The 24,304-nt window shown below is 69.7% G+C and carries 23 protein-coding genes and 1 pseudogene; 16 read left to right on the top strand and 8 right to left on the bottom strand.

Features of this window, described 5'->3' with window-relative positions:
* Position 1: 1 nt before the first annotated feature.
* On the bottom strand, positions 2-640 hold the full coding sequence (locus tag QE388_RS18395; protein ID WP_307386996.1) for a DedA family protein: 639 nt from the start codon (positions 638-640) through the stop codon (positions 2-4).
* Between the two features lie 133 nt (positions 641-773).
* Here QE388_RS18395 and QE388_RS18390 point away from each other — a divergent pair, with 133 nt between their 5' ends.
* Positions 774-2,738: a glycosyltransferase gene (locus QE388_RS18390; protein WP_275796399.1), complete on the top strand. Its 1,965-nt coding sequence runs from the start codon at positions 774-776 to the stop codon at positions 2,736-2,738.
* 140 nt (positions 2,739-2,878) lie between these two features.
* Here the strand turns inward: QE388_RS18390 and QE388_RS18385 are convergent, their stop codons facing one another.
* Positions 2,879-4,138: a hypothetical protein gene (locus QE388_RS18385; protein WP_307386995.1), complete on the bottom strand. Its 1,260-nt coding sequence runs from the start codon at positions 4,136-4,138 to the stop codon at positions 2,879-2,881.
* A gap of 304 nt (positions 4,139-4,442) precedes the next feature.
* On the opposite strand from QE388_RS18385, the gene QE388_RS18380 reads away from it, so the two are divergent.
* From QE388_RS18380 to QE388_RS18370, 3 genes are all read left to right on the top strand, one after another.
* Positions 4,443-6,740 (top strand): polyribonucleotide nucleotidyltransferase, encoded by a 2,298-nt coding sequence (locus QE388_RS18380; RefSeq protein ID WP_058594937.1) that lies wholly within the window; start codon positions 4,443-4,445, stop codon positions 6,738-6,740.
* A gap of 199 nt (positions 6,741-6,939) precedes the next feature.
* Positions 6,940-7,965 carry an aldo/keto reductase gene (locus tag QE388_RS18375; protein ID WP_275796393.1) on the top strand — a complete coding sequence of 342 codons (1,026 nt, stop codon included), beginning with the start codon at positions 6,940-6,942 and terminating at the stop codon, positions 7,963-7,965.
* 90 nt (positions 7,966-8,055) lie between these two features.
* Entirely contained in the window at positions 8,056-8,658 is a 603-nt protein-coding gene (locus QE388_RS18370) for a histidine phosphatase family protein (protein ID WP_058594935.1), read from the top strand.
* A gap of 24 nt (positions 8,659-8,682) precedes the next feature.
* Here the strand turns inward: QE388_RS18370 and QE388_RS18365 are convergent, their stop codons facing one another.
* Positions 8,683-9,318, bottom strand: a complete 636-nt coding sequence (locus QE388_RS18365) for a class I SAM-dependent methyltransferase (RefSeq protein WP_307386992.1) — start codon at positions 9,316-9,318, stop codon at positions 8,683-8,685.
* A 156-nt stretch (positions 9,319-9,474) separates the two neighbouring features.
* Between QE388_RS18365 and dapB the strand changes: the two genes are divergently transcribed.
* A complete protein-coding gene (gene dapB / locus QE388_RS18360; RefSeq protein WP_275796390.1) occupies positions 9,475-10,287 on the top strand; it encodes a 4-hydroxy-tetrahydrodipicolinate reductase in 813 nt (270 codons plus the stop codon).
* Complete coding sequence (locus QE388_RS18355) at positions 10,284-10,736, top strand: hypothetical protein (RefSeq protein ID WP_307386989.1); 453 nt, start codon at positions 10,284-10,286, stop codon at positions 10,734-10,736. The genes dapB and QE388_RS18355 overlap by 4 nt, the downstream gene beginning before the upstream one ends.
* A gap of 10 nt (positions 10,737-10,746) precedes the next feature.
* On the opposite strand, the gene QE388_RS18350 is transcribed toward QE388_RS18355, so the two are convergent.
* The 4 genes and pseudogenes from QE388_RS18350 to QE388_RS18335 form a co-directional block, all read right to left on the bottom strand.
* The gene (locus QE388_RS18350; protein WP_307386987.1) at positions 10,747-11,661 is read right to left on the bottom strand and encodes a TIGR01777 family oxidoreductase; all 915 of its coding nucleotides are present in this window, start codon (positions 11,659-11,661) and stop codon (positions 10,747-10,749) included.
* On the bottom strand, positions 11,654-12,079 hold the full coding sequence (locus QE388_RS18345) for an OsmC family peroxiredoxin (RefSeq protein ID WP_058594930.1): 426 nt from the start codon (positions 12,077-12,079) through the stop codon (positions 11,654-11,656). The genes QE388_RS18350 and QE388_RS18345 overlap by 8 nt, the downstream gene beginning before the upstream one ends.
* 133 nt (positions 12,080-12,212) lie before the next feature.
* Positions 12,213-12,711 (bottom strand): annotated as a pseudogene (locus tag QE388_RS18340) (DUF4395 domain-containing protein).
* Positions 12,704-13,141 carry a thioredoxin family protein gene (locus QE388_RS18335; protein WP_307386985.1) on the bottom strand — a complete coding sequence of 146 codons (438 nt, stop codon included), beginning with the start codon at positions 13,139-13,141 and terminating at the stop codon, positions 12,704-12,706. Before QE388_RS18335 ends, QE388_RS18340 begins: the two are co-directional and overlap by 8 nt.
* Before the next feature lie 155 nt (positions 13,142-13,296).
* Between QE388_RS18335 and QE388_RS18330 the strand changes: the two genes are divergently transcribed.
* Genes QE388_RS18330 through QE388_RS18320 form a run of 3 tightly spaced genes read left to right on the top strand, consistent with a single transcriptional unit; the run spans position 13,297 to position 15,357 of the window.
* A complete protein-coding gene (locus QE388_RS18330; RefSeq protein WP_307386983.1) occupies positions 13,297-14,106 on the top strand; it encodes a thymidylate synthase in 810 nt (269 codons plus the stop codon).
* A complete protein-coding gene (locus QE388_RS18325) occupies positions 14,103-14,603 on the top strand; it encodes a dihydrofolate reductase (protein WP_307386981.1) in 501 nt (166 codons plus the stop codon). The genes QE388_RS18330 and QE388_RS18325 overlap by 4 nt, the downstream gene beginning before the upstream one ends.
* A gap of 1 nt (position 14,604) precedes the next feature.
* Positions 14,605-15,357 carry an SDR family oxidoreductase gene (locus QE388_RS18320; RefSeq protein ID WP_307386979.1) on the top strand — a complete coding sequence of 251 codons (753 nt, stop codon included), beginning with the start codon at positions 14,605-14,607 and terminating at the stop codon, positions 15,355-15,357.
* 6 nt (positions 15,358-15,363) lie between these two features.
* Here the strand turns inward: QE388_RS18320 and QE388_RS18315 are convergent, their stop codons facing one another.
* Positions 15,364-15,900, bottom strand: coding sequence for an NUDIX hydrolase (locus QE388_RS18315; protein ID WP_307386977.1), 537 nt, complete (start codon positions 15,898-15,900; stop codon positions 15,364-15,366).
* A gap of 213 nt (positions 15,901-16,113) precedes the next feature.
* Here QE388_RS18315 and QE388_RS18310 point away from each other — a divergent pair, with 213 nt between their 5' ends.
* The 7 genes from QE388_RS18310 (at position 16,114) to QE388_RS18280 (ending at position 24,280) form a co-directional block, all read left to right on the top strand.
* Complete coding sequence (locus QE388_RS18310; protein WP_307386975.1) at positions 16,114-16,962, top strand: endonuclease domain-containing protein; 849 nt, start codon at positions 16,114-16,116, stop codon at positions 16,960-16,962.
* Positions 16,963-17,070: 108 nt separating this feature from the next.
* A complete protein-coding gene (gene dapA / locus QE388_RS18305; protein ID WP_275796375.1) occupies positions 17,071-18,048 on the top strand; it encodes a 4-hydroxy-tetrahydrodipicolinate synthase in 978 nt (325 codons plus the stop codon).
* A gap of 107 nt (positions 18,049-18,155) precedes the next feature.
* The gene (locus QE388_RS18300; protein ID WP_275796373.1) at positions 18,156-19,832 is read left to right on the top strand and encodes a ribonuclease J; all 1,677 of its coding nucleotides are present in this window, start codon (positions 18,156-18,158) and stop codon (positions 19,830-19,832) included.
* 62 nt (positions 19,833-19,894) lie between these two features.
* Positions 19,895-20,386, top strand: a complete 492-nt coding sequence (locus tag QE388_RS18295) for a GNAT family N-acetyltransferase (protein ID WP_275796371.1) — start codon at positions 19,895-19,897, stop codon at positions 20,384-20,386.
* 50 nt (positions 20,387-20,436) lie between these two features.
* The gene (locus QE388_RS18290; RefSeq protein ID WP_307386972.1) at positions 20,437-23,169 is read left to right on the top strand and encodes a DNA translocase FtsK; all 2,733 of its coding nucleotides are present in this window, start codon (positions 20,437-20,439) and stop codon (positions 23,167-23,169) included.
* Positions 23,169-23,756, top strand: coding sequence for a CDP-diacylglycerol--glycerol-3-phosphate 3-phosphatidyltransferase (gene pgsA, locus QE388_RS18285; RefSeq protein WP_307386970.1), 588 nt, complete (start codon positions 23,169-23,171; stop codon positions 23,754-23,756). Before QE388_RS18290 ends, pgsA begins: the two co-directional genes overlap by 1 nt.
* Positions 23,753-24,280, top strand: coding sequence for a CinA family protein (locus tag QE388_RS18280; RefSeq protein ID WP_275796365.1), 528 nt, complete (start codon positions 23,753-23,755; stop codon positions 24,278-24,280). Before pgsA ends, QE388_RS18280 begins: the two co-directional genes overlap by 4 nt.
* The last annotated feature ends 24 nt before the right edge of the window (positions 24,281-24,304 follow it).

Raw genomic sequence — 24,304 nt, 5'->3', positions numbered from 1 at the left:
CTCACCCCGACGTCAGGTTCCCGGCATCCACCCTTCGCCGTTCTCCCCGCCGCTTCGCGCGCCGCGCCAGCACGAGGTCGATGCCGACGCCGATCCCCACCGCCACGACGATCGAGACGATGACCGCGACGACCGGTCCACCCGGCACGATCGCCGCGACCACCGCACCGATGACCGCCTGATACGCCGCCCACGCCAGCGCAGCCAGCGCCGCCACGCCGAGGTATCGCACCGGGTTGACCCGTGCCGCTCCCGCCGCGAGGTTGACGGCGAGACGGGCGAACGGCACGAATCGCGCGGTGAACAGCACCACGGCGGCGTTCCTTTCCAGCCGCGCCCGCGCCCAGTCGAGGGCAGCTCCCACGCGGGGTCCGCGCATCCACGCCCAGCGTTCCACCCCGACCGTCCGCCCCACGAGGTAGCACCCGGCGTCCCCGGCGAACGCGGCCGCTCCGGCGACGAGGATCACCCCGGCCAGCGGCGGCGTCCCGTGCGAGACGGCCAGAGCGCCGAAGGCGGTGACCGCCGCCTCGCCCGGGATCACCACCAGGAACGCATCGGCGAACACGAGAGCCGCCATGCCGAGCAGGGCCCAGGGGCTCGCCGCGATCGTCTGCAACCAGCCGTCGATCCCGTCCATTCGGTCACTCTCCGCCGTCGATCCAGACGCCCCGCCCACGCGCCGGTGACTCGCTGCGGAGCATTCGGTGAACATCGCGAACGTCGGGCGCGAAGCGCTCCCGAGACGCCGCGATGCGCCTCACCCTGGTCTCGTGAGAGTCGCGCTGCTGGCCGAGTCCTTCCTTCCGCACATGAACGGGGTCACCGGTTCCGTTCTGCACGTGCTGCGCCATCTCGCCGAGGCGGGGCACGAGACGCTGGTGATCGCTCCGAAGTCCGGCGACGTCACAGCCGATCTGCACGGCGCCCGCACCGAGCTGCTGCGGTCCGTCCCGCTGCCCTCGTACCCCGAGGTCCGCGTGGTGTTCGCGCGCGCGGCTCGCCTGGGGGCGCTGCTGCGTGACTTCGACCCCGACGTCGTGCACCTGGCATCCCCGTTCGTCCTCGGCTGGCAGGGGCTCGCCGCGGCCGACGCGCTGCGCATCCCCACCGTCGCCGTCTACCAGACCGACGTCGTCGCCTACGCGCAGAAGTACGGTCTCCCGCAGGCCACGGCGCTCGTCGAGGGGCACGTCACACGCTTGCACCGTCGCGCGACGCTCACGCTCGCCCCCTCGTCGGCGTCGATGCGACAGCTCGAGAGTCTCGGCGTCGACCGCCTGCGGCGATGGGGCAGGGGAGTGGATGCCACGCGCTTCGCGCCCGCCCACCGCGACGACGCGTGGCGGGCCGAGGTCGCGCCGAACGGTGAACGCATCGTCGGATACGTCGGTCGTCTCGCGCCCGAGAAGCAGGTCGACGACCTGAGGGCTCTCGCGGACCTGCCGAACACGCGCCTGGTGATCGTCGGCGACGGCCCCGCTCGGTCCTCGCTGCGCGAGGCGATTCCGGATGCCGTCTTCACCGGCCACCTGTCGGGCGACACGCTCGCACGGGTGATGGCGGGCTTCGACGTGTTCGTTCACCCGGGGGAGAGCGAGACGTTCGGACAGACCATCCAGGAGGCTCTCGCGAGCGGCGTCCCCGTGGTGGCGACGGGCGTCGGCGGGCCTCTGGACCTCGTCCGCTCGAGCGTCGACGGGTGGCTGTACCGCCCGGGGGATCTGGACGATCTCCGCGCTCGCGTGGCCGACCTCGTCGGCGACGAAGCCAAGCGTCAGGCCTTCGCCCGTGCGGCGCGAGAGGCGGTCGCGGGGCGCACCTGGGCGGCGCTGACGAACGACCTCGTCGGGCACTACCGCGAAGCGCGCGAGCTCCGCGCGATCGACGACAACCTGCTCGTGCGCGGAGCCCGACGACCGGCTGCGGCCGTGGCATCCCGAACCCGGGGTCGGTGGACGCGCTTCGTCGCCCTGGGCGACTCGCTGACCGAGGGACTCTGCGACCAGTCGCGGATGCCGTCGGGCGCGTATCGCGGTTGGGCCGACCGCCTCGCCGAGCTGCTCGCGGGAACGAGCGAGGACGGACCGTTCCGGTACGCGAACCTCGCCGTGCGCAGTCGTCGCGTCCGCCATCTGATCGACGAGCAGGTGCCCGCGGCGCTGGCGATGAAGCCCGACCTGGTGTCGATCCTCATCGGAGCGAACGATCTCGTCGGCCCGCACCCGGTGATCCCCGCGATCGTCGCCGAGGTCGAGTCGGCCGTCCGCGCCGTGAGGCGAACGGGCGCGGACGTCCTCCTCGTCACGACCTTCCTGCCGCACCGCGCGGCCGCGCGGTTGTTCGCTCGGCGGTTCTCGACCTACAACGTCGAGCTCCGCCGTATCGCCGCCGAGCAGGGCGCGATCCTGCTCGATCTCGAGGCCGTGGCCGAACTCGGCGAGCTTCCGCTCTGGGCCGACGACCTCGTGCACCTGCGGTCGGCGGGGCACCGCCTCGTGGCGTACCGGGCGGCCGAGGCGCTCGGAGTGCCGGACGCGCGCGCCCTGCTCGGCCTCGACGAAGCCCTCCACGCCGACGACGAGCCCGCGCGCGGAGGGTGGATCACGCGCGATGCGCTGCCCTGGGTGTGGCGGCGCGTTCGCGGGCGCACGGCCGGTGACGGCCTGTCGGCGAAGCACTCCGGCTACGTCGAGCTCCCGACGCGCGGCGACCGGGAGCGCGCGCGGACGTCGTAGTTCGTCGGATGGCTTCGACGGGCTCAGCCACCTCGGGTCGAGCGTGCCATGCGGTGTGGGGGTTTCGGTGAGCCCGGCGGGCTGGTGTCAGGAAAGGTCCCTGAGCTCGTCGAAGGGACGGGCGCGGCTGCGGACGGGCCTCAGTACCAGCCGGTCTGCTCGGAGTGCCCCCACGCTCCGCACGGCGTCCCGTAGCGAGCGCTGATGTACGACAGACCCCACGCGATCTGGGTCGCCGCGTTCGTCCGCCAATCGGGACCCGCGGATGCCATCTTCTCGCCCGGGAGAGCCTGAGGGATGCCATAGGCACCACTCCACGGATTCAGGGCGTCGGCGCGCCAACCGGACTCGCGATTCCACAGCGACACGAGGCACGAGAACTGGTCGTCTCCCCATCCGTAGCCGTTGATCGCTCCTCGCGCGTAGTCACGTGCTTGGCCGGGGCTCATGATCGGGCCGGCCGGGGCCGTCGGGGGAGGAGTGGTGCCGCCTCCGCTTCCGCCGCCTGTGTTGCCGCCGCTTCCGTTGCCTCCGCTACCGCCGCCGTTCCCGCCGTCATTGTTGTTGCCGCCCCCGCCGGTGCCACCACCGCCGCCGCCCCCGGTGTTTCCACCGTTCCCGCTCCCGCCACCGGTGCTCCCGCCGCCGTTTCCGCCGGGCTCCTGCGCGTCCTGCTCGGCTTTCTCGCGCAGCCGCGCTTGGCGCTCCTGCTCGGCCGTCGTCCTACGCAGCTCCGCGAGTCGTGCGTAGAGGGCATCCAGCTGTGCCTGCGTCGCCGTGACCGTCTGCGCCTCGGCGTCGGCCTGCGTCTGTGCGGCTGCCGCCTCGGTGGCGGACTGCGCCGCGAGGCGCGCGGCCTCGGCCTGCGCCGCCTCTGCCTGCGCGCGCAGCGAGGTGGCGACATCGGCCGCGCTCCGCGCTTCTCCCGCGTCGCGCGTGGTCAGCGTCGTGACGCGATCGAGAATTCCCAGGCGATCCAGCAACGAGTCAGGGTCCGCGCTCGTGAGCAGCTGGGCGACCAGCGGTCCGTTCCCCGTGGTGCGGTACAGGCGCGACGCGCTGGCTCCGGCACGCGCGTGGGCCGAGGCCATCGCGGCGTCGGCGGCCGAGCTCTGCGCCGCGAGGGCGGCGGCGCGTTCGGCGGTGGACTGCGCGAGCAGGCGCGTGCGCTCGGCTTCGGCAGAGGCGTCCAGCGCGCGACGGGATGCCTCGGCAGCGGACGCCTCGGCGGCGTCGAGTTCTTTCTTCACCTCGATGACGGCGGGGTCGCTGTCGTCGGCCGCGGCGGCCAGAACCCGCGCGGAGGACGGCGGGATCGCCCAGGCCGGCACCGGGGTGATCGCCGCGCCGATCAGCGCGCACGCGAGGAGCGTGTGACTGGTGCGACGGATGAGGCCCATGAGGCCACTGTATTCGCCGCGCCGTGTCGGAACCACCCGGAGTCGCGCGGCGCTGCTAGGCTCTGTCGGGGTGCCGTCTTGGCATCCGCTCAATTCCATATGAGCACACGGAGCAGGCCGGCAGACGCTGGTCCCCTGTGGTGGACTCCCCGTCGCGATCGCCGGGTGGTTTTCTACTGGTGGCCAGTCGCCGGGAATTCCGGGTCGATGAGTCGACGCGCCCTTTCTGCCTGTTCCTGCTCCTTCGCATGTCAGCTCGTCGCCCACACGGGGCGGCGAGCCTAAACAAAGAAGGAGGGACCTCTTGGAAGGTCCAGAAATCACCGCCGCCGAAGCCGTTCTCGACAACGGCCGGTTCGGCACCCGCACCATTCGCTTCGAGACCGGTCGCCTCGCTCAGCAGGCCCAGGGCGCCGTCGCCGCCTACCTCGACGAAGAGACCATGCTCCTGTCGGCCACCAGCGCCGGCAAGCACCCGCGTGAAGGCTTCGACTTCTTCCCGCTGACCGTCGACGTGGAAGAGCGTTCGTACGCCGCGGGCAAGATCCCCGGCTCGTTCTTCCGTCGCGAGGGTCGCCCCTCGACCGAGGCCATCCTCGTGTGCCGCCTCATCGACCGCCCGCTGCGTCCGTCGTTCGTGGACGGCCTCCGCAACGAGGTCCAGATCGTCGTCACCGTGCTCTCGATCGCGCCGGGCGAGTTCTATGACGCCCTCGCCATCAACGCGGCGTCCATGTCGACCCAGATCTCGGGTCTGCCGTTCTCCGGCCCCATCGCCGGTGTGCGTCTCGCGCTCATCCCCGGCCACGGCGAGCACGCCGACCAGTGGGTCGCGTTCCCCAAGGCCGAGCAGCTCGAGGACGCCGTCTTCGACCTCATCGTCGCGGGCCGCGTGCTCGACGACGGCGACGTCGCCATCATGATGGTGGAGGCCGAAGCCACCGAGGGCAGCTGGAACCTCATCAAGGGCGGCGCGACCAAGCCGAACGAGCAGGTCGTCGCCGAGGGCCTCGAGGCCGCGAAGCCGTTCCTGCGTCAGCTCGTCGACGCGCAGAACGAGGTCGCTCGCACCGCTGCCAAGGAGATCCAGGCCTACCCGGTCTTCCCCGCGTACAGCTCCGAGGTCTACGACTTCGTCGCCGGCCGCTCGTACGACGACCTGGTGGGCGTCTACCAGATCGCCGACAAGCAGGAGCGACAGAACGCCGACGACGCCGTCAAGGACCGCGTCAAGGGCGAGCTCATCGCCGCCGTCGAGGCGGGGGAGCTTCCCGCCGGCGCGCCGCTGGAGTTCTCGGCCGCCTACAAGTCGGTCACCAAGAAGATCGTGCGCGGTCGCATCCTCAGTGAGGGCGTCCGCATCGACGGCCGTGGCCTCGCCGACATCCGTCCGCTCGACGCCGAGGTGCAGGTTATCCCGCGCGTCCACGGCTCCGCGATCTTCCAGCGCGGCGAGACCCAGATCCTGGGTGTCACCACGCTGAACATGCTCAAGATGGAGCAGCAGATCGACTCGCTCTCGCCCATCACGAGCAAGCGCTACCTGCACCACTACAACTTCCCGCCCTACTCGACCGGTGAGACCGGCCGCGTCGGCAGCCCGAAGCGTCGCGAGATCGGCCACGGCTTCCTCGCCGAGCGTGCGCTCGTTCCGGTTCTGCCCAGCCGTGAGGAGTTCCCCTACGCGATCCGCCAGGTGTCCGAGGCTCTCGGCTCCAACGGCTCGACGTCGATGGGCTCGGTCTGCGCCTCGACCCTGTCGCTGCTGAACGCGGGTGTGCCCCTTCGCGCCCCCGTCGCCGGTATCGCCATGGGCCTGGTCACCGACGAGGTCGACGGCCAGACGCGCTACGCCGCGCTGACCGACATCCTCGGTGCCGAAGACGCCCTCGGCGACATGGACTTCAAGGTCGCCGGTACCAGCGAGTTCATCACGGCGATCCAGCTCGACACCAAGCTCGACGGCATCCCGTCGTCGGTGCTGGCCGCAGCCCTCACCCAGGCGAAGGAGGCTCGTCTGACGATCCTCAACGTCCTGAACGCCGCGATCGACGCTCCCGACGAGATGGCGCCCACCGCGCCCCGCGTCATCAGCGTCCAGATCCCGGTCGACAAGATCGGTGAGCTCATCGGGCCCAAGGGCAAGACGATCAACTCCATCCAGGACGAGACCGGTGCCCAGATCTCGATCGAGGACGACGGCACCGTCTACATCGGCGCGACCGACGGCCCCTCGGCCGAGGCTGCCCGCGCCCAGGTGAACGCGATCGCCAACCCGACCAACCCCGAGGTGGGCGAGCAGTTCCTCGGAACCGTCGTGAAGATCGCGACCTTCGGTGCGTTCGTCTCGCTGCTTCCCGGCAAGGACGGCCTGCTGCACGTCAGCGAGGTCCGCAAGCTCGCCGGCGGCAAGCGCGTCGAGAACGTCGAGGACGTGCTCTCGGTCGGTCGCAAGATCCTCGTGCGCATCACGAAGATCGACGACCGCGGCAAGCTCTCGCTCGAGCCCGTGCTCGACGAGGAGGCCACCACGCCCGAGCCTGCCGACACGCAGAGCTCGGCCGCGGCGAGCGAGGGCCCCGAGGCTCCCGCCGAAGGCTGATCGACTCCTCTGACGGATGCCCGTCCCGCTTCCGCGGGGCGGGCATCCGTGCGTTCTGGTGAAGCGTTATCCAATGTTTACCGGAGCGGCGGGTGAATACGCGGCCTCTTCCTGGTGAGGCTCTACCCTCGAAGTACGCGTCGGGGGGCGTGGACGCCGTCGTACGGCGATCCCCCGACGCTTCGAGGGGGACCCCATCATGAGCGGCTCGGGCGTAGAGAACGTCCCGTCCGCGCGCCTTCGGCGCGACAGGCCGCCGCACCCCTCCGCTCCGGTCACCCTGCAGGGCCCGGGCCTCGGCTCACACGTGCGCGTTCCTCTCGGCGAGACCGGCTTCGACGTGTTCCCGCTGTTCCTCGGTGGCGGCGAGTTCGGGTGGAACGTCGACGCGCGATCGAGCCACGACATCCTCGACGCGTATGCCGAATTGGGCGGAAACGCTCTGCACACGGCCGACAGCTACGCGGCCGGGCGGAGCGAGTTCATCATCGGTGAGTGGATGCGGACCCGTCGCATGCGCGACGACGTCGTGCTCTCGGTGCGCGTCGGCCGCCACCCCGACAATCCCGGGCTGGACTCGGTCAACCTCGTGCGAGCCGTCGAAGGCTCGCTGCAGCGACTCGGCACCGACCGCATCGACGTGCTCTCTCTCGACGCCGCCCGTGGCGACGCCGCGATGCTGGAGGACACCCTCGCCACCAGCGAATGGCTCGTCGAGTCCGGAAAGGTGCGCGCGATCGGCGCGCACGGCTACACGGCCGCGCAGCTCGTCGAGGCCCGCATCCTCTCGTCGGCCGGGTATCCCCGCATCACGGTCCTCGACGTGCCGTACAACGTGCTGCGCCGCGACGAGTTCGACGGCGACCTTCGGCTCATCGCCGCGGCGCAGGGCATCGCGGTCACCCCCTCTCACCCCCTCGCGCACGGCTTCCTCGCGGGAGAGACCCGCACGCGCGACCAGCAGTCACGGTCGGTCCGCGGGTCCCAGCTCGCGATGCACCTCAACCGCCGAGGCTCGAAAGTGCTTCGAGCCCTGGATGCCGTGGGCACAGAGCTCGGTATCCCGGACGCGGCGGTGGCCCTCGCCTGGCTCCTCGCGCAGAAGATCGTCGTCGCCCCGATCGTGAACGCCTTCGCGCCACGCCACGTCGTGGAATGCATGCGCGCGGTGGGCGTGCGCCTCAGCCGCGCGCAGCTGTCCGACATCGCCCGCGCCGCCGAGTGACGGGCGCCCGACCGGGCGCCTCTTCCGAGCGTGACGTAGGGTGGGAGGTGTGCGGCGGGGGGCCGTGGGACTGACGACGAGGTGAGCTGAGTGACGCACTACATCTACCTGGTGCGCCACGGCGAGCATCAGGATGCCGAGCACGGCCTCGCCGACGGACCCCTGTCTCCGCGCGGTCAGCGCCAGGCTGCTCTGATCGCGGATCGACTGTCGGGGCTTCCTCTCGACGCCGTGTGGCACTCGCCCCTGGAGCGCGCCGCGCAGACCGCGCACGCCGTGGCCGAACGTCTTCCGTCCGTCTCGCCCGAGCCGTCGGCTCTGCTGTTCGACTGCGTGCCCACGGGCATGACGCCCGAGACCCCGGCCGCTTACGAGCCGTTCTTCGGTTCCGTCACCGAGGCCGAGATCGAGGCCGGTCGCGCGCAGATGGCGGATGCCACGGCCGAGTTCCTGGCCCGCAGGACCGGCGAGGTACACGAGCTGCTCATCACGCACAATTTCGTTATCTCGTGGTTCGTGCGCGAGGTGCTGCAGGCGCCCGACTGGCGATGGATGACCATCAATCAGGCGAACTGCGGCCTCACGGTGATCGCGCAGAAGAAGGGTCGTCCGTGGACGCTCCTCTCGCACAACGACCTGGCGCACCTGCCGGTCGAGCTTCGCACCGGGCTCGTCGACCCGCTCCCGGTCTGACCGGCTCCCGGTCTGCCCGCGACCTCAGCGGCGCCGCGCGAGGACGAGGCCCTGTGCGTGCTTCTCGCTGCCTCTCGCCGCGCGTTCGGCCACCGCGGTGACCTCGAATCCCGCCGCCGTCAGGGCGTCGGCGATCGCCGTCGGCTCGTGCAGGATCGCGGTCAGCGCGAAGTCGTGGCCGTATGCGCGCTCGACCCGTCGTTCCCCGGTGCCGGACTGGAAGCCGACGAGAAGGACACCGCCCGGACCCAGCACGCGACGGGCCTCCCGGAAGATCCTCGCGACATCGTCGGCGTCGCTGTGGATGATGGCGTACCAGCACAGGATGCCGCGGACACCGGCATCCGGAAACGGCAGAGCCGTCAGCTCGGCGACCTCGATCGGCACGGCGGGGTGTGCCGCGCGCGCGTGCGACACCATGGCGGGGGAGAGGTCGACGCCCGCCACCGGCGCCACACCGAGCGCCCCTAGGTGGGTGAGCATGCGCCCGGTCCCGCACCCCGCGTCCACGACGACTTTCTCACCGGTCGGGAGGTCGGCGACGAAATGGGCGATCATTCCGAGATCGAGGGGTGCTTCCGCGCGGGTGTCGGGCAGAAGGTCGGCGTAGCTGTCGGCGACGACGTCATAGAAACGTCGGGTGCGGTCGGTGTCGCTCACTCCGCCATCATGCCGTGACCCGGGCGTGGGACCACGGCCCTCGGGTAAGCGCTTGAGCTACCGGGCGCCACGAGTGTGGGTATCGAGCACCTGAGCGCGCGGCGCGCCTGTGGACAACGTGGCGACCTGGTTCGCCGCGCCGCCTAGGGTGGAACCATGACGACGCGCGTGGCCATCGTGGGCGGAACCGGCAAGCTGGGCGGGGTGATCCGCGAGGTCGTGGACGCCGAGGACGGGTACGAGGTGTCGGCGGTACTCACGTCGAAGTCCGACATGAGCGAGCTCGACGGAGCCGACCTCGTCATCGACGCGTCGACCCCCGCGGTGTCGATCGACATCGTCCGCGCGGCGATCGAGCGCGGCATCAACGTGCTCGTGGGCACCTCGGGCTGGTCGAACGAGCGCATCGCCCTCGTCCGGCCTCTCGTGGATGCCAGTGGCACCGGGGCCGTCTTCATTCCCAACTTCTCGCTGGGTTCGGTCATCGGAACAGCGTTGGCCGCTGCCGCTGCGCCGTTCTTCCCCTCGATCGAGATCATCGAGGCCCACCGCGAGACGAAGGTGGATTCCCCCAGCGGCACCGCGGTGCGCACGGCCGAGCTCATCGCCGCCGCCCGCGCCGAGGTCGGCCCCGTCGAGTCCCCGCACGTCGACCAGCGTGCTCGCGGTCAGCGGGTGGCATCCGTGCCCATCCACTCGCTGCGTCGCCCGGGAGTGATCGCCCGTCAAGAGACGGTGCTGTCCGGCCCCGGTGAGTCGCTCACGATCGTGCACGACACGATCGACCCGGCAACCGCCTATGCCCCGGGGATCCGAATCGCGCTCGCGGCCGCCCGTGAGGCGACGGGCGTCGTGATCGGTCTCGACAGCTTCATCGACATCGGCGTGCGCACGCGACCGGTTCCTGCCGAGGCGCCCATCGCCGACGGCGACGTTTCGGGCCAGGTGGCGGGCGCGACGAGCGCATGAGAGTCCGCCTCGCCGTCGCTCTGATGACGGTGTTGCTCCTGCTCTACGTCTTCCTCGCGGGGCAGCGCGCGATCGTCCTGCTGGCAAGCGGAGAGCCGATCGGCGTGACGATGGGCGTGGCTCTGATCGTGCTGCCGCTCCTCGCCCTGTGGGCCATCGGCCGTGAGCTGTGGTTCGGTGTGCGGGCGCAACGGCTGGGGGAGCGGTTGGATGCCGAGGGCGGGCTCCCCGACGAAGACCTTCCGGTCCGCCCCAGCGGGCGCATCGAGCGCGAAGACGGCGACGCGCTCTTCCCGCGGTATCGCGCCGATGCGGAAGCGCATCCCGATGACTGGCGAGCGCGATACCGTCTCGGCCTCGCCTACGACGCCGCGGGTGACCGTCGTCGGGCCCGTGAGGCGATCCGCACGGCGATCCGGCTCGAGAGCGCGGAGCGCCGCGCGGTCTGAGGCGCGTCGATCAGTTCGGTGCCGGAACGGCGGAGGCCACAGCCTCTTCGACCGTGCGGTGCGTGAAGGCGAAGCCGCTGTCCTCGAGGACTCGAGGCCGCACGTCGGCGTCGGTCAGGAGCAGCGCCTCCGTCGCATCCGAGCCCAGCGCGAGCCTGACGCCCCAGATCGGGGCGCGCAGCACGTAGGGGCGGTTCATACGGCGAGCGAGGGCGAAGCCCAGGTCGTTCGCCGTCGCCCGCGTCGGTCCCGTGAGATTGACCGGTCCGTCGATGTCGGAGTCGATGACGTGCCGGATGGCGCGTACCTCGTCGTCGAGCGTGATCCAGGGCCACACCTGCGTTCCGCGGCCGATGGGACCCGCCGCGCCGATCTTCGTCAGAAGCAGCAACGGCTTGAGGACACCCTGCTCATGGACGATCGGAGCCGTGCGGAGAAGGGCGACGCGTGCGCGGCTGCCGGCGTCGCGCGCAGCGGCCTCCCAGTCGATGCAGATGTCGACGAGGAAGCCCTCTCCGTGCGGGGAGTCCTCGGTGAGAAGTGTTCCCGGCTGCGATCCGTAGAAGCCCGTCGCACTGGCGTTGATGAGGGCGGGAGCGTCTTCGCCGAGCGCGCGGATCGCGGTGGCGAGGGTGCGCGTCGGGGTGATGCGCGACCACAGCAGCGTGCTCTTGTAGGACGGCGTCCAGGGGAAATGACCGATCGAGGCGCCGTTGAGGCAGACCACGGCGTCGGCTCCGGCGAGGACATCGGGGTCCAGGGGAGCGGGATCCTGCAACCACTGCACCTCGTGTGCGGCGCGGGGCTCGTGCCGAACGAGTGAGGTCACCTCGACGCCGTCAGCGCGGAGCGAGTCCGCGAGAGCTTTGCCGATGAGGCCCGACGCGCCGGCGAGGACGACGCGTCGGGCCGGAGTCTCAGGCAAGCGTCGCCTCGAGGGTGATGTCGATGCCGGCGAGCGCCTGCGACACGGGGCAGTTCGCCTTGGCGTCGTTGGCGATCTTCTCGAACGTCGCGGCGTCGAGGCCGGGGACGACGGCGTTGACATTCAGGTGGCTGCCGGTGATGCCGGTGCCAGGCTTGAAGGTGACGGACGCGGTCGCGTCGACCGACTCGGGCGGGGTGCCGTTCTCGGCCAGCGCGTTCGACAGCGCCATGCTGAAGCACGCGGAGTGCGCTCCGGCGAGGAGTTCCTCGGGCGTGGTGACCGAGTTCGAACCCTCGCTGCGCGCCTTCCAGTTGACGTCGAACGTGCCGATGCCCGAGGAGGTGAACGTGACCTCACCCGATCCCTCGAACAGGCTGCCCTTCCAGGCGGTGGCGGCTTCGCTCGTGACGGCCATGGGAACCTCCGTGGTGTCTGCGCGGTTCGCGACCGCGACGTGGTGTCCGCGGTCCGGGTGACCGCGACGCGGCCAGCCTAACGAGGGCGACCGACACCGTTCAGGTCTTGACAGCCCATCCCTAGCGAACCGATCACGCGGATGCCGGACCCCGACGCCCCACGATCCCCGCCCGCTGCAGCACGAGGTAGAGCTGGCATCCGAGGCACAGTCCGAAGACGGCGTTGAGAAACGCGGCGACGAACGCCATGGCGGCGGCGATGGGGAGCGCCCACGGCACGCCCGCGAGGTGGAGGATCAGTCCGACCGCCGTGACGAAGAGGCCGACGCCCTGCGCGAAGCGCGGCGGTCGCGGGTCTTCGAACTCGGTGGGCGGCGCGAGTCGCGGCTGAACGACCTTGCGGTAGAGGACGCCCCAGGGGGGCGGTCCGCGGGGAGGCCACGCCCCAGACGAAGAGGAGCGCGACGACGAGGATCACCAGGAAGCCCGGATCGGTCGCGCGGTCCAGGGTCGCCTCGGGCCCCGTCGAGACGCCGAGCAGACTCAGCAGCGTGCCGACGAGGAGGAGCACCGCGGTGATGGATGCCGCGAAGCGCGGTCCGCGGGCATCGATGCGGGCGGGTTCAGCCATGGGCGTTCTCTTTCGTGAGGAGGTCGAGTTCGCGTTCGACGTCGGCGCGTGCCGGCGGACCCCCGAAACGACGGACGGTCTGCCCCGACGCGTCGACGAGGAGGGTCGTCGGTGTCTGCAGGACGCGGAATCGCTTCGCGAGATCCGGGCGGTGGGTCAGATCGACGTCGATGTGGCGCACTCCCGAGCGATCGTCCGCCACGGCGGAGAGCATGCGATGCACACCGGGGCAGCGCGTGCACATCTCGGTGCTGAAGTGCACCAGGGTGGCCGCCTCACCGAGGGGGCCCGCCTCGAGCACGCGAGGGTCGATCGTTTCGCCCGAGTCGACCGAGCGCGCTCGCCCCTGTCCACGACGCCACACCAGGCCCAGCACGACGGTGGCCGCGAGCAGAGCGGCGACGATCACGAGTGCGAGAGCGAGGTCCACGATCGACAACGCTAGCCGCCGTATCCGACGTCGGGGCTGATGAGTCGGAACGTGACGCCGCCCACTCTCCTCCCCAGCCGAAACGGACCGCGAACCGTCCACGCGACCGCTCCCTGGATGCCGGTGGGGAACGCATCGCGGGTATCGTGAGGGCCGTGACCGCCGACATCCCCACCCCGTACGAAGACCTGCTGCGCGACGTGCTCGAGACGGGCACGCACAAGTCGGATCGCACCGGCACCGGCACCACGAGCGTCTTCGGTCGACAGATCCGCTTCGACCTCGCCGAGGGCTTCCCCCTCATCACGACCAAGCGCGTCCACCTCAAGTCGATCGTGTACGAGCTGCTGTGGTTCCTGCGCGGAGAATCCAATGTCGGGTGGCTGAAGGACAACGGCGTCACCATCTGGGACGAGTGGGCCGACGCCGACGGCGAGCTCGGACCGGTCTACGGGGTGCAGTGGCGTTCCTGGCCGACGGCCGACGGGGGGACGATCGACCAGATCGCCCAAGTGATCGAGCAGATCCGTCGTGATCCCGACTCGCGGCGCCTGATCGTCTCGGCGTGGAACCCCGCCGACATCCCCGAGATGGCGCTCGCCCCGTGCCACGCGCTCTTCCAGTTCTATGTCGCCGACGGCAAGCTGTCGTGCCAGCTCTACCAGCGCAGCGCCGACATGTTCCTCGGCGTCCCCTTCAACATCGCCTCCTACGCACTGCTCACGCTGATGGTCGCGCAGCAGACCGGTCTCGAGCCCGGGGAGTTCGTCTGGACCGGCGGCGACTGCCACGTGTACGACAACCACCGGGAGCAGGTGCGGGAGCAGCTCACGCGCGAGCCGTACCCGTACCCGACGCTGCGCTTCGCTCGGACCCCCGAGTCGGTTTTCGAGTACACCTACGACGACATCGTCGTCGACGACTACCAGCACCACCCGGCCATCCGCGGGGCCGTCGCGGTATGACCTCCGTCGGGCTCGTCTGGGCCGAGGCCCACGGCGGTGTCATCGGTGCCGATGGCGGAATGCCCTGGCACGTTCCCGAAGACCTCGCGCACTTCCGCGCCGTGACCGGGTCGTCCGACGTCATCATGGGACGGCGCACGTGGGAGTCGCTCCCACCGCGCTTCCGTCCCCTGCCCGGACGACGCAACATCGTCGTGACGCGATCCGATACCTGGGGCACCGAAGGGGCCGAGAAGGCCGCCTCCCTCGACGAGGCGCTCGCCCTCGCCGGGAGCGACGAGGTCTGGGTGATCGGCGGCGGGCGACTGTACGCCGACGCCATCGACCGCGCCGACGTCGTCGAGGTGACCCGTCTCGACGTCTCCGTCGACGGTGACACCTTCGCACCGTCGATCGACGGCTGGCATCGCGACGCCGCCGACCCCGAAGCCGGGTGGCACCTCTCGAGGGGCGGCATCCGGTACCGCTTCGAGACGTATCGTCGACCGGAGGCCTGACATGCCCACCGCCCTCATCACGGGAGCAAGCTCCGGACTCGGGGCGGAGTTCGCCCGCCAGCTCGCGGGGCGCGGAGCGGACCTGGTTCTCGTGGCGCGTGACCGGACGGCTCTGGAGGGGCTCTCGGCCGAGATCAGGGGCCGTCTCGACGTCCGCGTCGAGGTTCTCGTCGCGGACCTCCTCGAGGCCGACGCGCTCGCCGCCGTCGAGGACCGCCTGGCCGACGGCGTCGACGTGCTCGTCAACAACGCGGGTTTCGGCCTCGACCTCGCCTTCGAGAAGAACCCCGTCGATGACGAGGTGCGACATCTGCGGCTTCACGTCGAGGCTGCGCTGCGTCTCACGCACGCAGCTCTCGGCCCCATGCTGGCGCGGGGGAGCGGGCGCATCGTCAACGTCGCGTCGGTCGCCGGTTTCGTACCGCGCGGAACCTACGGCGCGGTCAAGGGGTGGCTCATCTCGTTCAGCCGGTGGGCGAACGTCGTGTACGGGCCGCGGGGCGTCACAGTCACCGCCGTGTGCCCGGGCTTCGTCCACACGAACTTCCACGAGCGACTCGGCCTACCGCCGGGACAGGAAGGGGTCGCCCCCGGCCTCTGGCTCGATGCCGAGACGGTCGTGCGCGAGGGCTTGCGAGACGCGGCCCGCGGTCGCGCGGTGTCGATTCCCTCCTGGCGCTACAAGGTCATCGTCGCGGCGTCACGACTGCTGCCCGATTCGGTGGTCGTGCGCGCGGCGGCGCGCGGCCGCTGAGTACCGCTAGCGGAATCGCCCCAGCCGGATTCCGGCGAAAGCGAGTGCCGCGATGGTCTCGCCGTCGGTGATCTCACCGTCGGCGACGAGCGTCAGCGCCTCCGCGAATGGAATCCATCGCACCGCGTCGATGCCTTCCTCGTGCTGCGAGGCAGCGGCATCCGTCATCGAGAGCCCCCGCGCGAGGTAGACGTGCTCGGGCGCGTCCGCGATGCCGTTGAGCGCGTTCATACGCCCCAGATACTGCCAGTCGGATGCCGTCACCCCGGTCTCTTCGAGCAACTCGCGCTGAGCGGCGACGAGCGGATCCTCTCCGTCGGACCCTCCCGCCGGGACCTCGATCGAACGGCCCGTCGTGTAACGCTCGAGCTCCACCAGGCAGATCCGATCCTCGTCGTCGAGCGCGATGACGAAGACGGCGGGGTGCTGCATCCGGACGACGCCGTAGATGCCGTCGCCGTGCGGGCCGGTGACCTGGTCTTCGCGCACGTGGATCCAGGGGTTCTCGTAGACGGTGCGGGTCGCGCGGGTGGTCCAGCTCATTCCGCCACCCTAGGCGTCCGTGCGGGGTCGTCCTTCGCGCGTGCCCAGATGTCGGAGCGACTGCCCGATTCCGCCCTTGTCCGTCGCGTGAGGACACATACGCCCCACCGGTCATGCATCTGAACCACGCCGGCCCGACCCACCCATCATCGAGTTATCCACATTCGCCCGAAATCGCCTCGCGCGGACTTCGCCGTCCTGCACTCTGCATCCGTGCGAACCTCCACCGCCGTCGATCTCGTGGCCCGAGCCGGGGGAGTCATGCGCCGCGCCCACCTGCTCGCTCATGGCGCGACAGTCGCCGACATCCGCCGATTCGTGCGCGGAGACACCTTGGAGCGCTTGCGCGAGGGGGTTCTCGCCCTGCCCGATGCCGATCCGATCGTCAAGGCGGCCGCGGTGCACGGCGGATCCGTGGCCTGCGCCTCCGCGCTCCGTTGCCTGGGTGTCTGGCTGTGGGACGACGAGGCACGCCTCCACGTCTGGTTGGGGACTTCGGGTCGGCGCCACCCGCATGCCGGATCCCGATGCGTGACCCACCACGACGCCGGGACCTCCGCGTTCGGCGTGGTCTCGATCGTGCAGGCTCTGGTCCAAGTGGCATCGTGCCTCGGCGACGAGGTCTTCTTCGCCGCCTTCGAATCGGCGTGGCGCAAAGGGCTGATCGATCGGGCGCAGCGCGCCGAGGTGAGGGCCGGACTGCGGGCCGGGCAGCGAAGGCTCGTCGACCTCGCTCGGCCCGACGCCGACAGCGGTCTCGAGTCGATCCTGCGTCTGCGGCTGAGCCGCCTCGGCATTCGACTCGAGAGCCAGGTGCGTCTCCCCGGCGTCGGCGTGGTGGATTTCTTGCTCGACGGGCGGATCATCCTGGAGACCGACGGCCGTGCGAACCACGACGGGGTGGTCATGCGGCACAAGGATCTGCGACGTGACGCGATCGCTGCGGCGCAGGGGTTCGAGACCCTGCGGTTCGATTACGCACTCGTGCTCCACGAGTGGCATCTGGTGGAGGCGGCGATCCTGGCGCGGCGCGCACAGGCGCGTGGCGGTCCACATGCATGACCGAGGCGGGGAATGACGGGCCGTTCGACGCCCGGTGTTCACTCTGGTCACACCGATCATGCAGATGGACGCTGAGGACCGCGGGTCGCGAACCGATACCCTGGGAGCATGACGCACTCCGGCAATCCCTTCGGTCAGGTGCTCGTCGCGCTCATCACCCCGATGACCGCCGACGGCGAAGTCGATTGGCCCGCCACCGAGAAGCACATCGACGACGTCATCAGCGCGGGAGCCGACGGCATCGTCGTCACCGGCACCACGGGTGAGACCTCGACCCTCACCGACCCAGAGAAGCTGCGTCTGGTGGAGGTCGGCAAGAGCGTCTCGGCCGGACGCGCCAAGATCATCACGGGCGGCGGCTCGAACGAGACCGCGCACGCGATCGAGCTCTACAAAGCGAGCGAGAAGGCCGGCGCCGACGGCATCATGATCGTCACGCCGTACTACAACAAGCCCACGCAGGCCGGCATCCTGACGCACTTCCGCCTCGTCGCCGACGCGACCGATCTGCCGGTCATCCTCTACGACATCCCCGGCCGCACGGGTGTGCCCATCAAGTACGAGACGATCCTCCGTCTCGCCAAGCACCCGAACATCCTCGCCATCAAAGACGCCAAGGGCGACTTCAGCGAGGTCAGCCGGGTCCTGAACCAGACCGACCTCATGTACTTCTCCGGCGACGACGCGAACGTGCTCCCGCACCTCTCGATCGGTGCGAGCGGCCTCATCGGTGTGACGGCGAACATCACCGCCACGCCCTACCGGACGATCGTGGATGCCGTGAACGCGGGCGATCTCGCGTCGGCCACCGCCGCGCACCAGAGCCTCGAACCGCTCGTCCGCGCCGTGATGACGCACGTTCCCGGCACGGTCGCGGCGAAGTACATCCTGCACGGCCTCGGCCGCATCGGCAGCCCGCGCGTGCGCCTTCCCCTCGTCGGCCCCGAAGAGTGGGAAGCCGCCGTCATCGAAGACGAACTGGCCCTCGTGAAGAACGTGGCCGGCGCCGACTTCTCCAACTTCCGCCCTGACCGCAACGCGGCCGCCGGCGGTGCCCTGCCGAAGGTGCACGGCACGACGCGATAGACATCGGCGTCCGCCGATCCGCGGCTGGGGACGTGACAAGAAGGATGCCGCCGGCCGGCATCCGAAAAGAAGAGGGATGCCACGCGGTGGCATCCGAGGAGGCACATATGCCCACGACCGTTTACGATCCGCCGGAGCTCGCCCCCGGCACACTCCGCGTCTTCCCGCTCGGCGGACTCGGCGAGGTCGGACGCAACATGACGGTGTTCGAGTACGAGGGCAAACTCCTCGTCGTGGACTGCGGCGTGCTGTTCCCCGAGGAGCACCAGCCCGGCGTCGACCTGATCCTGCCGGACTTCGAGCCCATCAAGCACCGACTCGACGACATCGTCGGCGTCGTGCTCACGCACGGCCACGAAGACCACATCGGCGCGGTCCCGTACCTGCTGAAGTTGAAGGCCGACATCCCCCTCATCGGCTCGGGACTCACGCTCGCCCTGATCGAGGCGAAGCTCAAGGAGCACCGCATCCGGCCGTTCACGCTGACGGTGGAGGAGGGCCAGCGCGAACAGGTGGGTCCCTTCGACCTCGAGTTCATCGCGGTGAACCACTCGATCCCGGATGCCTTGGCCGTCGCGATCCGCACGCCCGCGGGCCTCGCGCTGGCCACCGGCGACTTCAAGATGGACCAGCTGCCGCTCGACGGCCGCATCACCGACCTGCGCGCGTTTGCCCGCCTCGGCGAAGAGGGCGTCGATCTCTTCCTGGTCGACTCCACGAACGCCGACGTGCCCGGCTTCACCCCGACGGAGCGGGGCATCGGCCCCGTGCTCGACCAGGTGATCGCCAAGGCGCCTCGCCGCGTGGTCGTGGCGAGCTTCTCCAGCCACGTGCACCGCGTGCAGCAGGTGCTTGACGCCGCGCACGCCAACGGTCGTCGCGTAGCGCTGCTCGGGCGCAGCATGGTGCGCAACATGGGCATCGCCGCCGATCTCGGCTACCTGAACGTCCCCGACGGCGTGCTCATCGACTACAAGAAGGCTCGCGACCTTCCCGACGACAGAATCGTCTACATGTCGACCGGTTCGCAGGGCGAGCCGATGGCGGTGCTCAGCCGCATGGCCAACCTCGACCACGCGATCGAGCCGGGCGAGGGCGACACGATCATCCTGGCATCCAGCCAGATCCCCGGAAACGAGAACGCGATCTACCGCGTGATCGACGGCCTCACCAAGCTCGGTGCGACCGTGGTGCACAAGGGCAACGCCAAGGTGCACGTGTCGGGTCACGCCGCCGCGGGCGAGCTGCTGTACTGCTACAACATCCTCCAGCCCAAGAACGTGCTGCCCGTGCACGGCGAGTACCGGCATCTGATGGCCAACGCGAAGCTGGCCCAGGAGACCGGGATCCCCGAGCAGAACACGATCCTCGGTGAGAACGGGACAGTCGTCGACCTGCGCGACGGCGTCGCGACGGTCGTCGGTCAGCTCGACATCGGTTTCGTCTACGTGGACGGGTCGTCGGTGGGTGCCATCACGGATGCCGATCTCAAGGACCGTCGCATCCTCGGTGAAGAGGGCTTCATCTCGGTGATCGTGGTCGTCGACTCGGCAACCGGCAAGATCGTGTCCGGACCCGACATCCACGCGCGTGGCGTCGCCGAGAACGACTCGGTCTTCGAGAGCGTCAAGCCCAAGATCGCGGCGGCCCTCACCGAGGCCGCGCAGTCCGGCGTGCGTGACAACCACGCCCTGTCGCAGGTCGTGCGCCGTACCATCGGGCGTTGGGTGAATCAGTCGTTGCGTCGGCGCCCCATGATCGTGCCGCTGATCATCGAGGCCTGATCCCCTCCGGAGCGTCACGGGTTCGCCCGTGGCGCTCCGTCGTTCCCCGCTATCATGCGGGCATGCCCGCTCTCCCGATCCGCGCGGCGCTCCCATCCGACGGCGCCTTCCTCGCCGACATGACGGTCGAGGCTGCGACCTGGCGCGCCGGCGCGGTGCGCCCGCGTCACGAGATCCTGAGCAGCGCCGAGTACCGCCGATACATCGCGGGATGGCTGCGACCCGGCGACGCCGGTTTCGTCGCCGAATCGCCGGGAGGCGAACCCATCGGAGCCGCGTGGTACCGCATGCTGCCGCGCGACGAGCCCGGCTTCGGCTGGGTCGGAACCGGTGTACCTGAGCTCATCATCGGCGTGCGGCCGGTCTGGCGCGCGCACGGGGTCGGACGCGCTCTCCTTCAGCGGCTCGTCGACCACGCGCGGGCGCAGGGGTACGCCCGTATCAGCCTCAGCGTCGAGCGCGACAACTACGCCGTCTCGCTGTATCGGTCCGAGGGATTCGCCGTGGTGCGCAAAGGAATCGGGCGTGACGTCATGGTGAAGCGACTGCGCTGAAGCCCGCGTCGGTACGCCCGAATGTCGGTGGTCCCGCCTACCGTGGAACCATGGCTCGTACCTCGTCCCCCTCCGGCGGTCGCGCCCCCGCGAAGGGGACGCCGCGATCCAAAGCCGCGGCGCCCGCGGCCAAGCGCTCGGCGCCCGCGCCAAAGCGCTATGTCGATGAGCCCGAGAAGCCGTCCATCGTCGTGCGCGCCTGGATGGCGGTCGCCCACGGCGTGGGAGGGATGTTCCGGGCCTTCGGCTTCGAGAACCTCGAGCGCGATCAGCGGCGCGACGGTTTCCCGTTCTTCCTGGTGGTGCTCGCTGCGCTCGGCGCGGTGGTCGAGTGGTTCTTCATCGGTACGGATGCGGCAGCTCTCATCAGCGCCTACAGCTTCGGCATGCTCTTCGGACGAGTTGCTTTTGTGCTTCCCGTTCTGTTGTTGCTGCTCGCGGGCTGGCTGTTTCGGCATCCCTCATCGGTCCATGACAACGGCCGCGTAGGAATAGGATTCGGGCTCTTCGTCATCGTTCTCGCCGGGTTCTGCCACGTCGCGGGCGGGCGTCCCGCGCCAAGCAACGGCGGGCCGCCTGTCCTGAGCCCCGCGGGCGGCATTGCCGGGTGGATCGTGGGTGAACCCCTCGCACTGCTCCTAACGGAAGTTGGGGCATTCATCGCGCTGTCGCTGCTCGCGGTGTTGAGTGTGTTGATCCTGACCAAGACGCCGCCGAACCGCATCGGACGCCGCCTCGGCGAGCTTTACGCCTGGCTGTTCGGAGCAGAGCGGGCAGAACTCGAGGCGCGCGACGGTACGGCCACGACAAAGGCGCTCCCCGCTGATGACTCCGACGACGAGCCGGTCGAGAAGTCACTGCCCTGGTGGCGTCGGAACAAGTCCGGTCGCGAAGAAGACGTCGACGGGTCCCTTGGCTCCAACGACCTCACCGAGCTGCTCACCCCGGGAACGCCGCAAGGGGGCTTCGAATCGCCCGTCGTCGCTCCGGAGCAGGTCACCGCGCCCGTACGTCCGCCGTCGCCGCCTGTCCCCACCCCCGACGCCCTGACGGAGGTCTTTGACGCCGCCACTCTGGCGAAGGCGGCGAGTGGCCGCGGTCTTCACGACGATTCGCCCGTCGACGATCTCCCCGACGACGACATGCCCGGCATCTCCGGTCTCGGGGGCGACAACGCCGGTGCTCCACCGTCGGCCAACTACCGGCTCCCTGCCGTCACCGCCCTTGCCACCGGCACACCCCCCAAGGCTCGTTCCGCTGCCAATGACGCCGTCGTGAAGGCGATCGAGAGCGTCATGGAGCAGTTCAAGGTCGACGCGCGGGTGACCGGCTTCTCTCGCGGTCCGACCGTGACGCAGTACGAGATCGAGGTCGGACCGGGCGTCAAGGTCGAACGCATCACCGCGCTGACCAACAACATCGCCTACGCCGTCGCCTCCAACGAGGTGCGCATCCTCGCCCCGATCCCCGGCAAGAGCGCGATCGGTGTCGAGATCCCCAACGCCGATCGCGAGATCGTGACGCTCGGCGACATCCTGCGCTCCGATGCGGCGACCTCGTCGACGCACCCCATGACGATCGGCGTCGGCAAGGACGTCGGTGGTGGCTTCGTCGTCGCGAACCTCGCGAAGATGCCCCACCTTCTCGTCGCGGGGTCCACCGGCTCGGGAAAGTCGAGCTTCGTCAACTCGATGATCACGAGCCTGCTCATGCGGGCGAAGCCGTCGGACGTGCGTATGGTGCTCATCGACCCGAAGCGCGTGGAGCTCACCTCCTACGCCGGTGTTCCGCACCTCATCACCCCGATCATCACGAACCCCAAGAAGGCCGCCGAGGCTCTCCAGTGGGTCGTGAAAGAGATGGACATGCGGTACGACGACCTCGCGTCGTTCGGATTCCGCCACATCGACGACTTCAACAAGGCGGTCGTCGCCGGTGAGATCCAGCTGCCCGCGGGGAGCGAGCGCGTTCTCAAGCCCTACCCCTACCTGCTGGTCGTCGTGGACGAGCTCGCGGACCTCATGATGGTCGCGCCGCGCGACGTCGAGGACTCTATCGTCCGCATCACCCAGCTCGCCCGAGCCAGCGGCATCCACCTCGTCCTGGCGACCCAGCGTCCCTCCGTCGACGTCGTGACGGGCCTGATCAAGGCCAACGTCCCCTCGCGACTTGCGTTCGCGGTGACCAGCGTCACCGACTCCCGCGTGATCCTCGATCAGCCCGGCGCGGATCGTCTCATCGGCCAGGGCGACGGGCTCTTCCTGCCGATGGGGGCGTCGAAGGCGCTGCGCGTGCAGGGGGCATGGGTCAGCGAGCAAGAGATCGAGAAGGTCGTCGCTCACGTCACCCAGCAGGCGCGCCCGGAGTATCGCTCCGATGTCCAGGCTGCGGCCGAGAAGAAGGAGATCGATGCCGATATCGGCGACGACCTCGAACTCCTGCTCGCGGCGGCCGAGCTTGTCGTCTCGACCCAGTTCGGCTCGACGTCGATGCTCCAGCGAAAGCTCCGCGTCGGATTCGCGAAAGCGGGCCGGCTGATGGACCTTCTCGAATCGCGCGAGATCGTCGGGCCGTCCGAAGGATCGAAGGCCCGAGACGTTCTCGTGACGAATGAGCAGCTCCCCGCGGTTCTCGCGCGTCTGCGAGGCGACGAGGCTCCCGAGCCCGCGGCATCCGACGATCGCTACGGATCCGACCCGATCGAAGCCCAGTTCGAGGGTGTTCCGGTGGTCGACGACGATGAGGGGTCGGAAGACGCCTGGCAGCTGACGGGCCGCGACTGATGGCCGTTCACCCGCAGCTGCCGAACGCGATCACGATCGCGCGCATCCTGTGCGCACCGGTCTTCCTGTGGATGCTTCTCGCCGACGGCGGGGCGGGCGGGGCGCTGCGCTGGGCGGCCGGCATCGTCTTCATCGTCGCGATCGCCACGGATGGGATCGACGGGTACATCGCCCGCAAGTACGACATCGTCAGCGACCTCGGCAAGCTCCTCGACCCGATCGCCGACAAGGCGCTCACGGGCGTGGCGTTCGTGGGACTCTCGATCCTCGGAGAGCTGGACTGGTGGGTCACCATCGTCGTCCTCGTCCGCGAGGTGGGAATCACGGTCTACCGCTTCATGGTCGTCAGCGACCACGTGCTCGCGGCGGCGTGGATGGGCAAGCTCAAGACCGTGGCTCAGGCCGTTGCGCTCTCGATCGCGCTCCTTCCCTTCGCCAGCCTCTCGGATGCCGCGGCCTGGCGCTCCACCGTGTGGTGGGCCGGAGTGGTGACGATGACGGTCGCGGTGATCCTCACGATCGCCTCCGGGATCGACTACGTCGTGACGGAGGTTCGAGCAGCGCGCACAGCACGGAGGTCGCGATGAGCCACGGCATCCCCGAGGACTTCGACGAGACGCTGATCACGGATCCGCGGGGAAGCGCTGCGTTGCTGCTCGAGCGCCTCGCCGAGCTCGGCTGGACCATCGCGGTCGCGGAGTCGCTCACGGGTGGGCTCGTCGTGTCGTCACTCGTCGACGTCCCCGGGGCGTCGCGTGTGGTACGCGGGGGAGTCGTGGCGTACGCGACTGACGTGAAGCAGAGCGTTCTCGGGGTCGATGCGGCGCTTCTCGACGCGCACGGCGCCGTGCATCCTCGCGTCGCCCGGCAGATGGCGCGCGGCGTCCGAGACGTTCTGGGGCGCGACGGGGTGCCCGCCGACGTCGGAGTGGCGACGACCGGAGTAGCGGGTCCTGAGACGCAGGACGGTCACGTGGTGGGCACGGTGCACATCGGCGTCTCGACCCCGCTGGGGACCAGCGTCGACTCCCTCGTCATCGCGGGGGATCGGGATCGGATCCGTCGAGAAGCCGCCCGAATCGCGGTGCGGCGTACGCTCGCGGCCCTCTGACCGCGCCGAGCGGGAACAAATGAT

Origin of the sequence: Microbacterium sp. SORGH_AS_0969 (genome assembly GCF_030818255.1) — a bacterium.
In the GTDB taxonomy this organism is placed as follows: Bacteria; Actinomycetota; Actinomycetes; order Actinomycetales; family Microbacteriaceae; genus Microbacterium.
The sequence above is the reverse complement of the archived record's forward strand: the minus strand, read 5'-3'. Positions and strand labels throughout refer to the sequence as shown.

What these genes read in the sequence shown, in the direction of transcription:
- QE388_RS18295 (WP_275796371.1), top strand. Translation starts at nt 19,895, where the DNA reads ATGCCCGCTCTCCCGATCCGCGCGGCGCTCCCATCCGACGGCGCCTTC.
- QE388_RS18315 (WP_307386977.1), bottom strand. Translation starts at nt 15,900, where the DNA reads ATGAGCTGGACCACCCGCGCGACCCGCACCGTCTACGAGAACCCCTGG.
- QE388_RS18325 (WP_307386981.1), top strand. Translation starts at nt 14,103, where the DNA reads ATGACCTCCGTCGGGCTCGTCTGGGCCGAGGCCCACGGCGGTGTCATC.
- QE388_RS18355 (WP_307386989.1), top strand. Translation starts at nt 10,284, where the DNA reads ATGAGAGTCCGCCTCGCCGTCGCTCTGATGACGGTGTTGCTCCTGCTC.
- pgsA (WP_307386970.1), top strand. Translation starts at nt 23,169, where the DNA reads ATGGCCGTTCACCCGCAGCTGCCGAACGCGATCACGATCGCGCGCATC.
- QE388_RS18375 (WP_275796393.1), top strand. Translation starts at nt 6,940, where the DNA reads ATGAGCGGCTCGGGCGTAGAGAACGTCCCGTCCGCGCGCCTTCGGCGC.
- QE388_RS18395 (WP_307386996.1), bottom strand. Translation starts at nt 640, where the DNA reads ATGGACGGGATCGACGGCTGGTTGCAGACGATCGCGGCGAGCCCCTGG.
- QE388_RS18290 (WP_307386972.1), top strand. Translation starts at nt 20,437, where the DNA reads ATGGCTCGTACCTCGTCCCCCTCCGGCGGTCGCGCCCCCGCGAAGGGG.
- dapB (WP_275796390.1), top strand. Translation starts at nt 9,475, where the DNA reads ATGACGACGCGCGTGGCCATCGTGGGCGGAACCGGCAAGCTGGGCGGG.
- dapA (WP_275796375.1), top strand. Translation starts at nt 17,071, where the DNA reads ATGACGCACTCCGGCAATCCCTTCGGTCAGGTGCTCGTCGCGCTCATC.
- QE388_RS18345 (WP_058594930.1), bottom strand. Translation starts at nt 12,079, where the DNA reads ATGGCCGTCACGAGCGAAGCCGCCACCGCCTGGAAGGGCAGCCTGTTC.
- QE388_RS18280 (WP_275796365.1), top strand. Translation starts at nt 23,753, where the DNA reads ATGAGCCACGGCATCCCCGAGGACTTCGACGAGACGCTGATCACGGAT.
- QE388_RS18320 (WP_307386979.1), top strand. Translation starts at nt 14,605, where the DNA reads ATGCCCACCGCCCTCATCACGGGAGCAAGCTCCGGACTCGGGGCGGAG.
- QE388_RS18385 (WP_307386995.1), bottom strand. Translation starts at nt 4,138, where the DNA reads ATGGGCCTCATCCGTCGCACCAGTCACACGCTCCTCGCGTGCGCGCTG.
- QE388_RS18300 (WP_275796373.1), top strand. Translation starts at nt 18,156, where the DNA reads ATGCCCACGACCGTTTACGATCCGCCGGAGCTCGCCCCCGGCACACTC.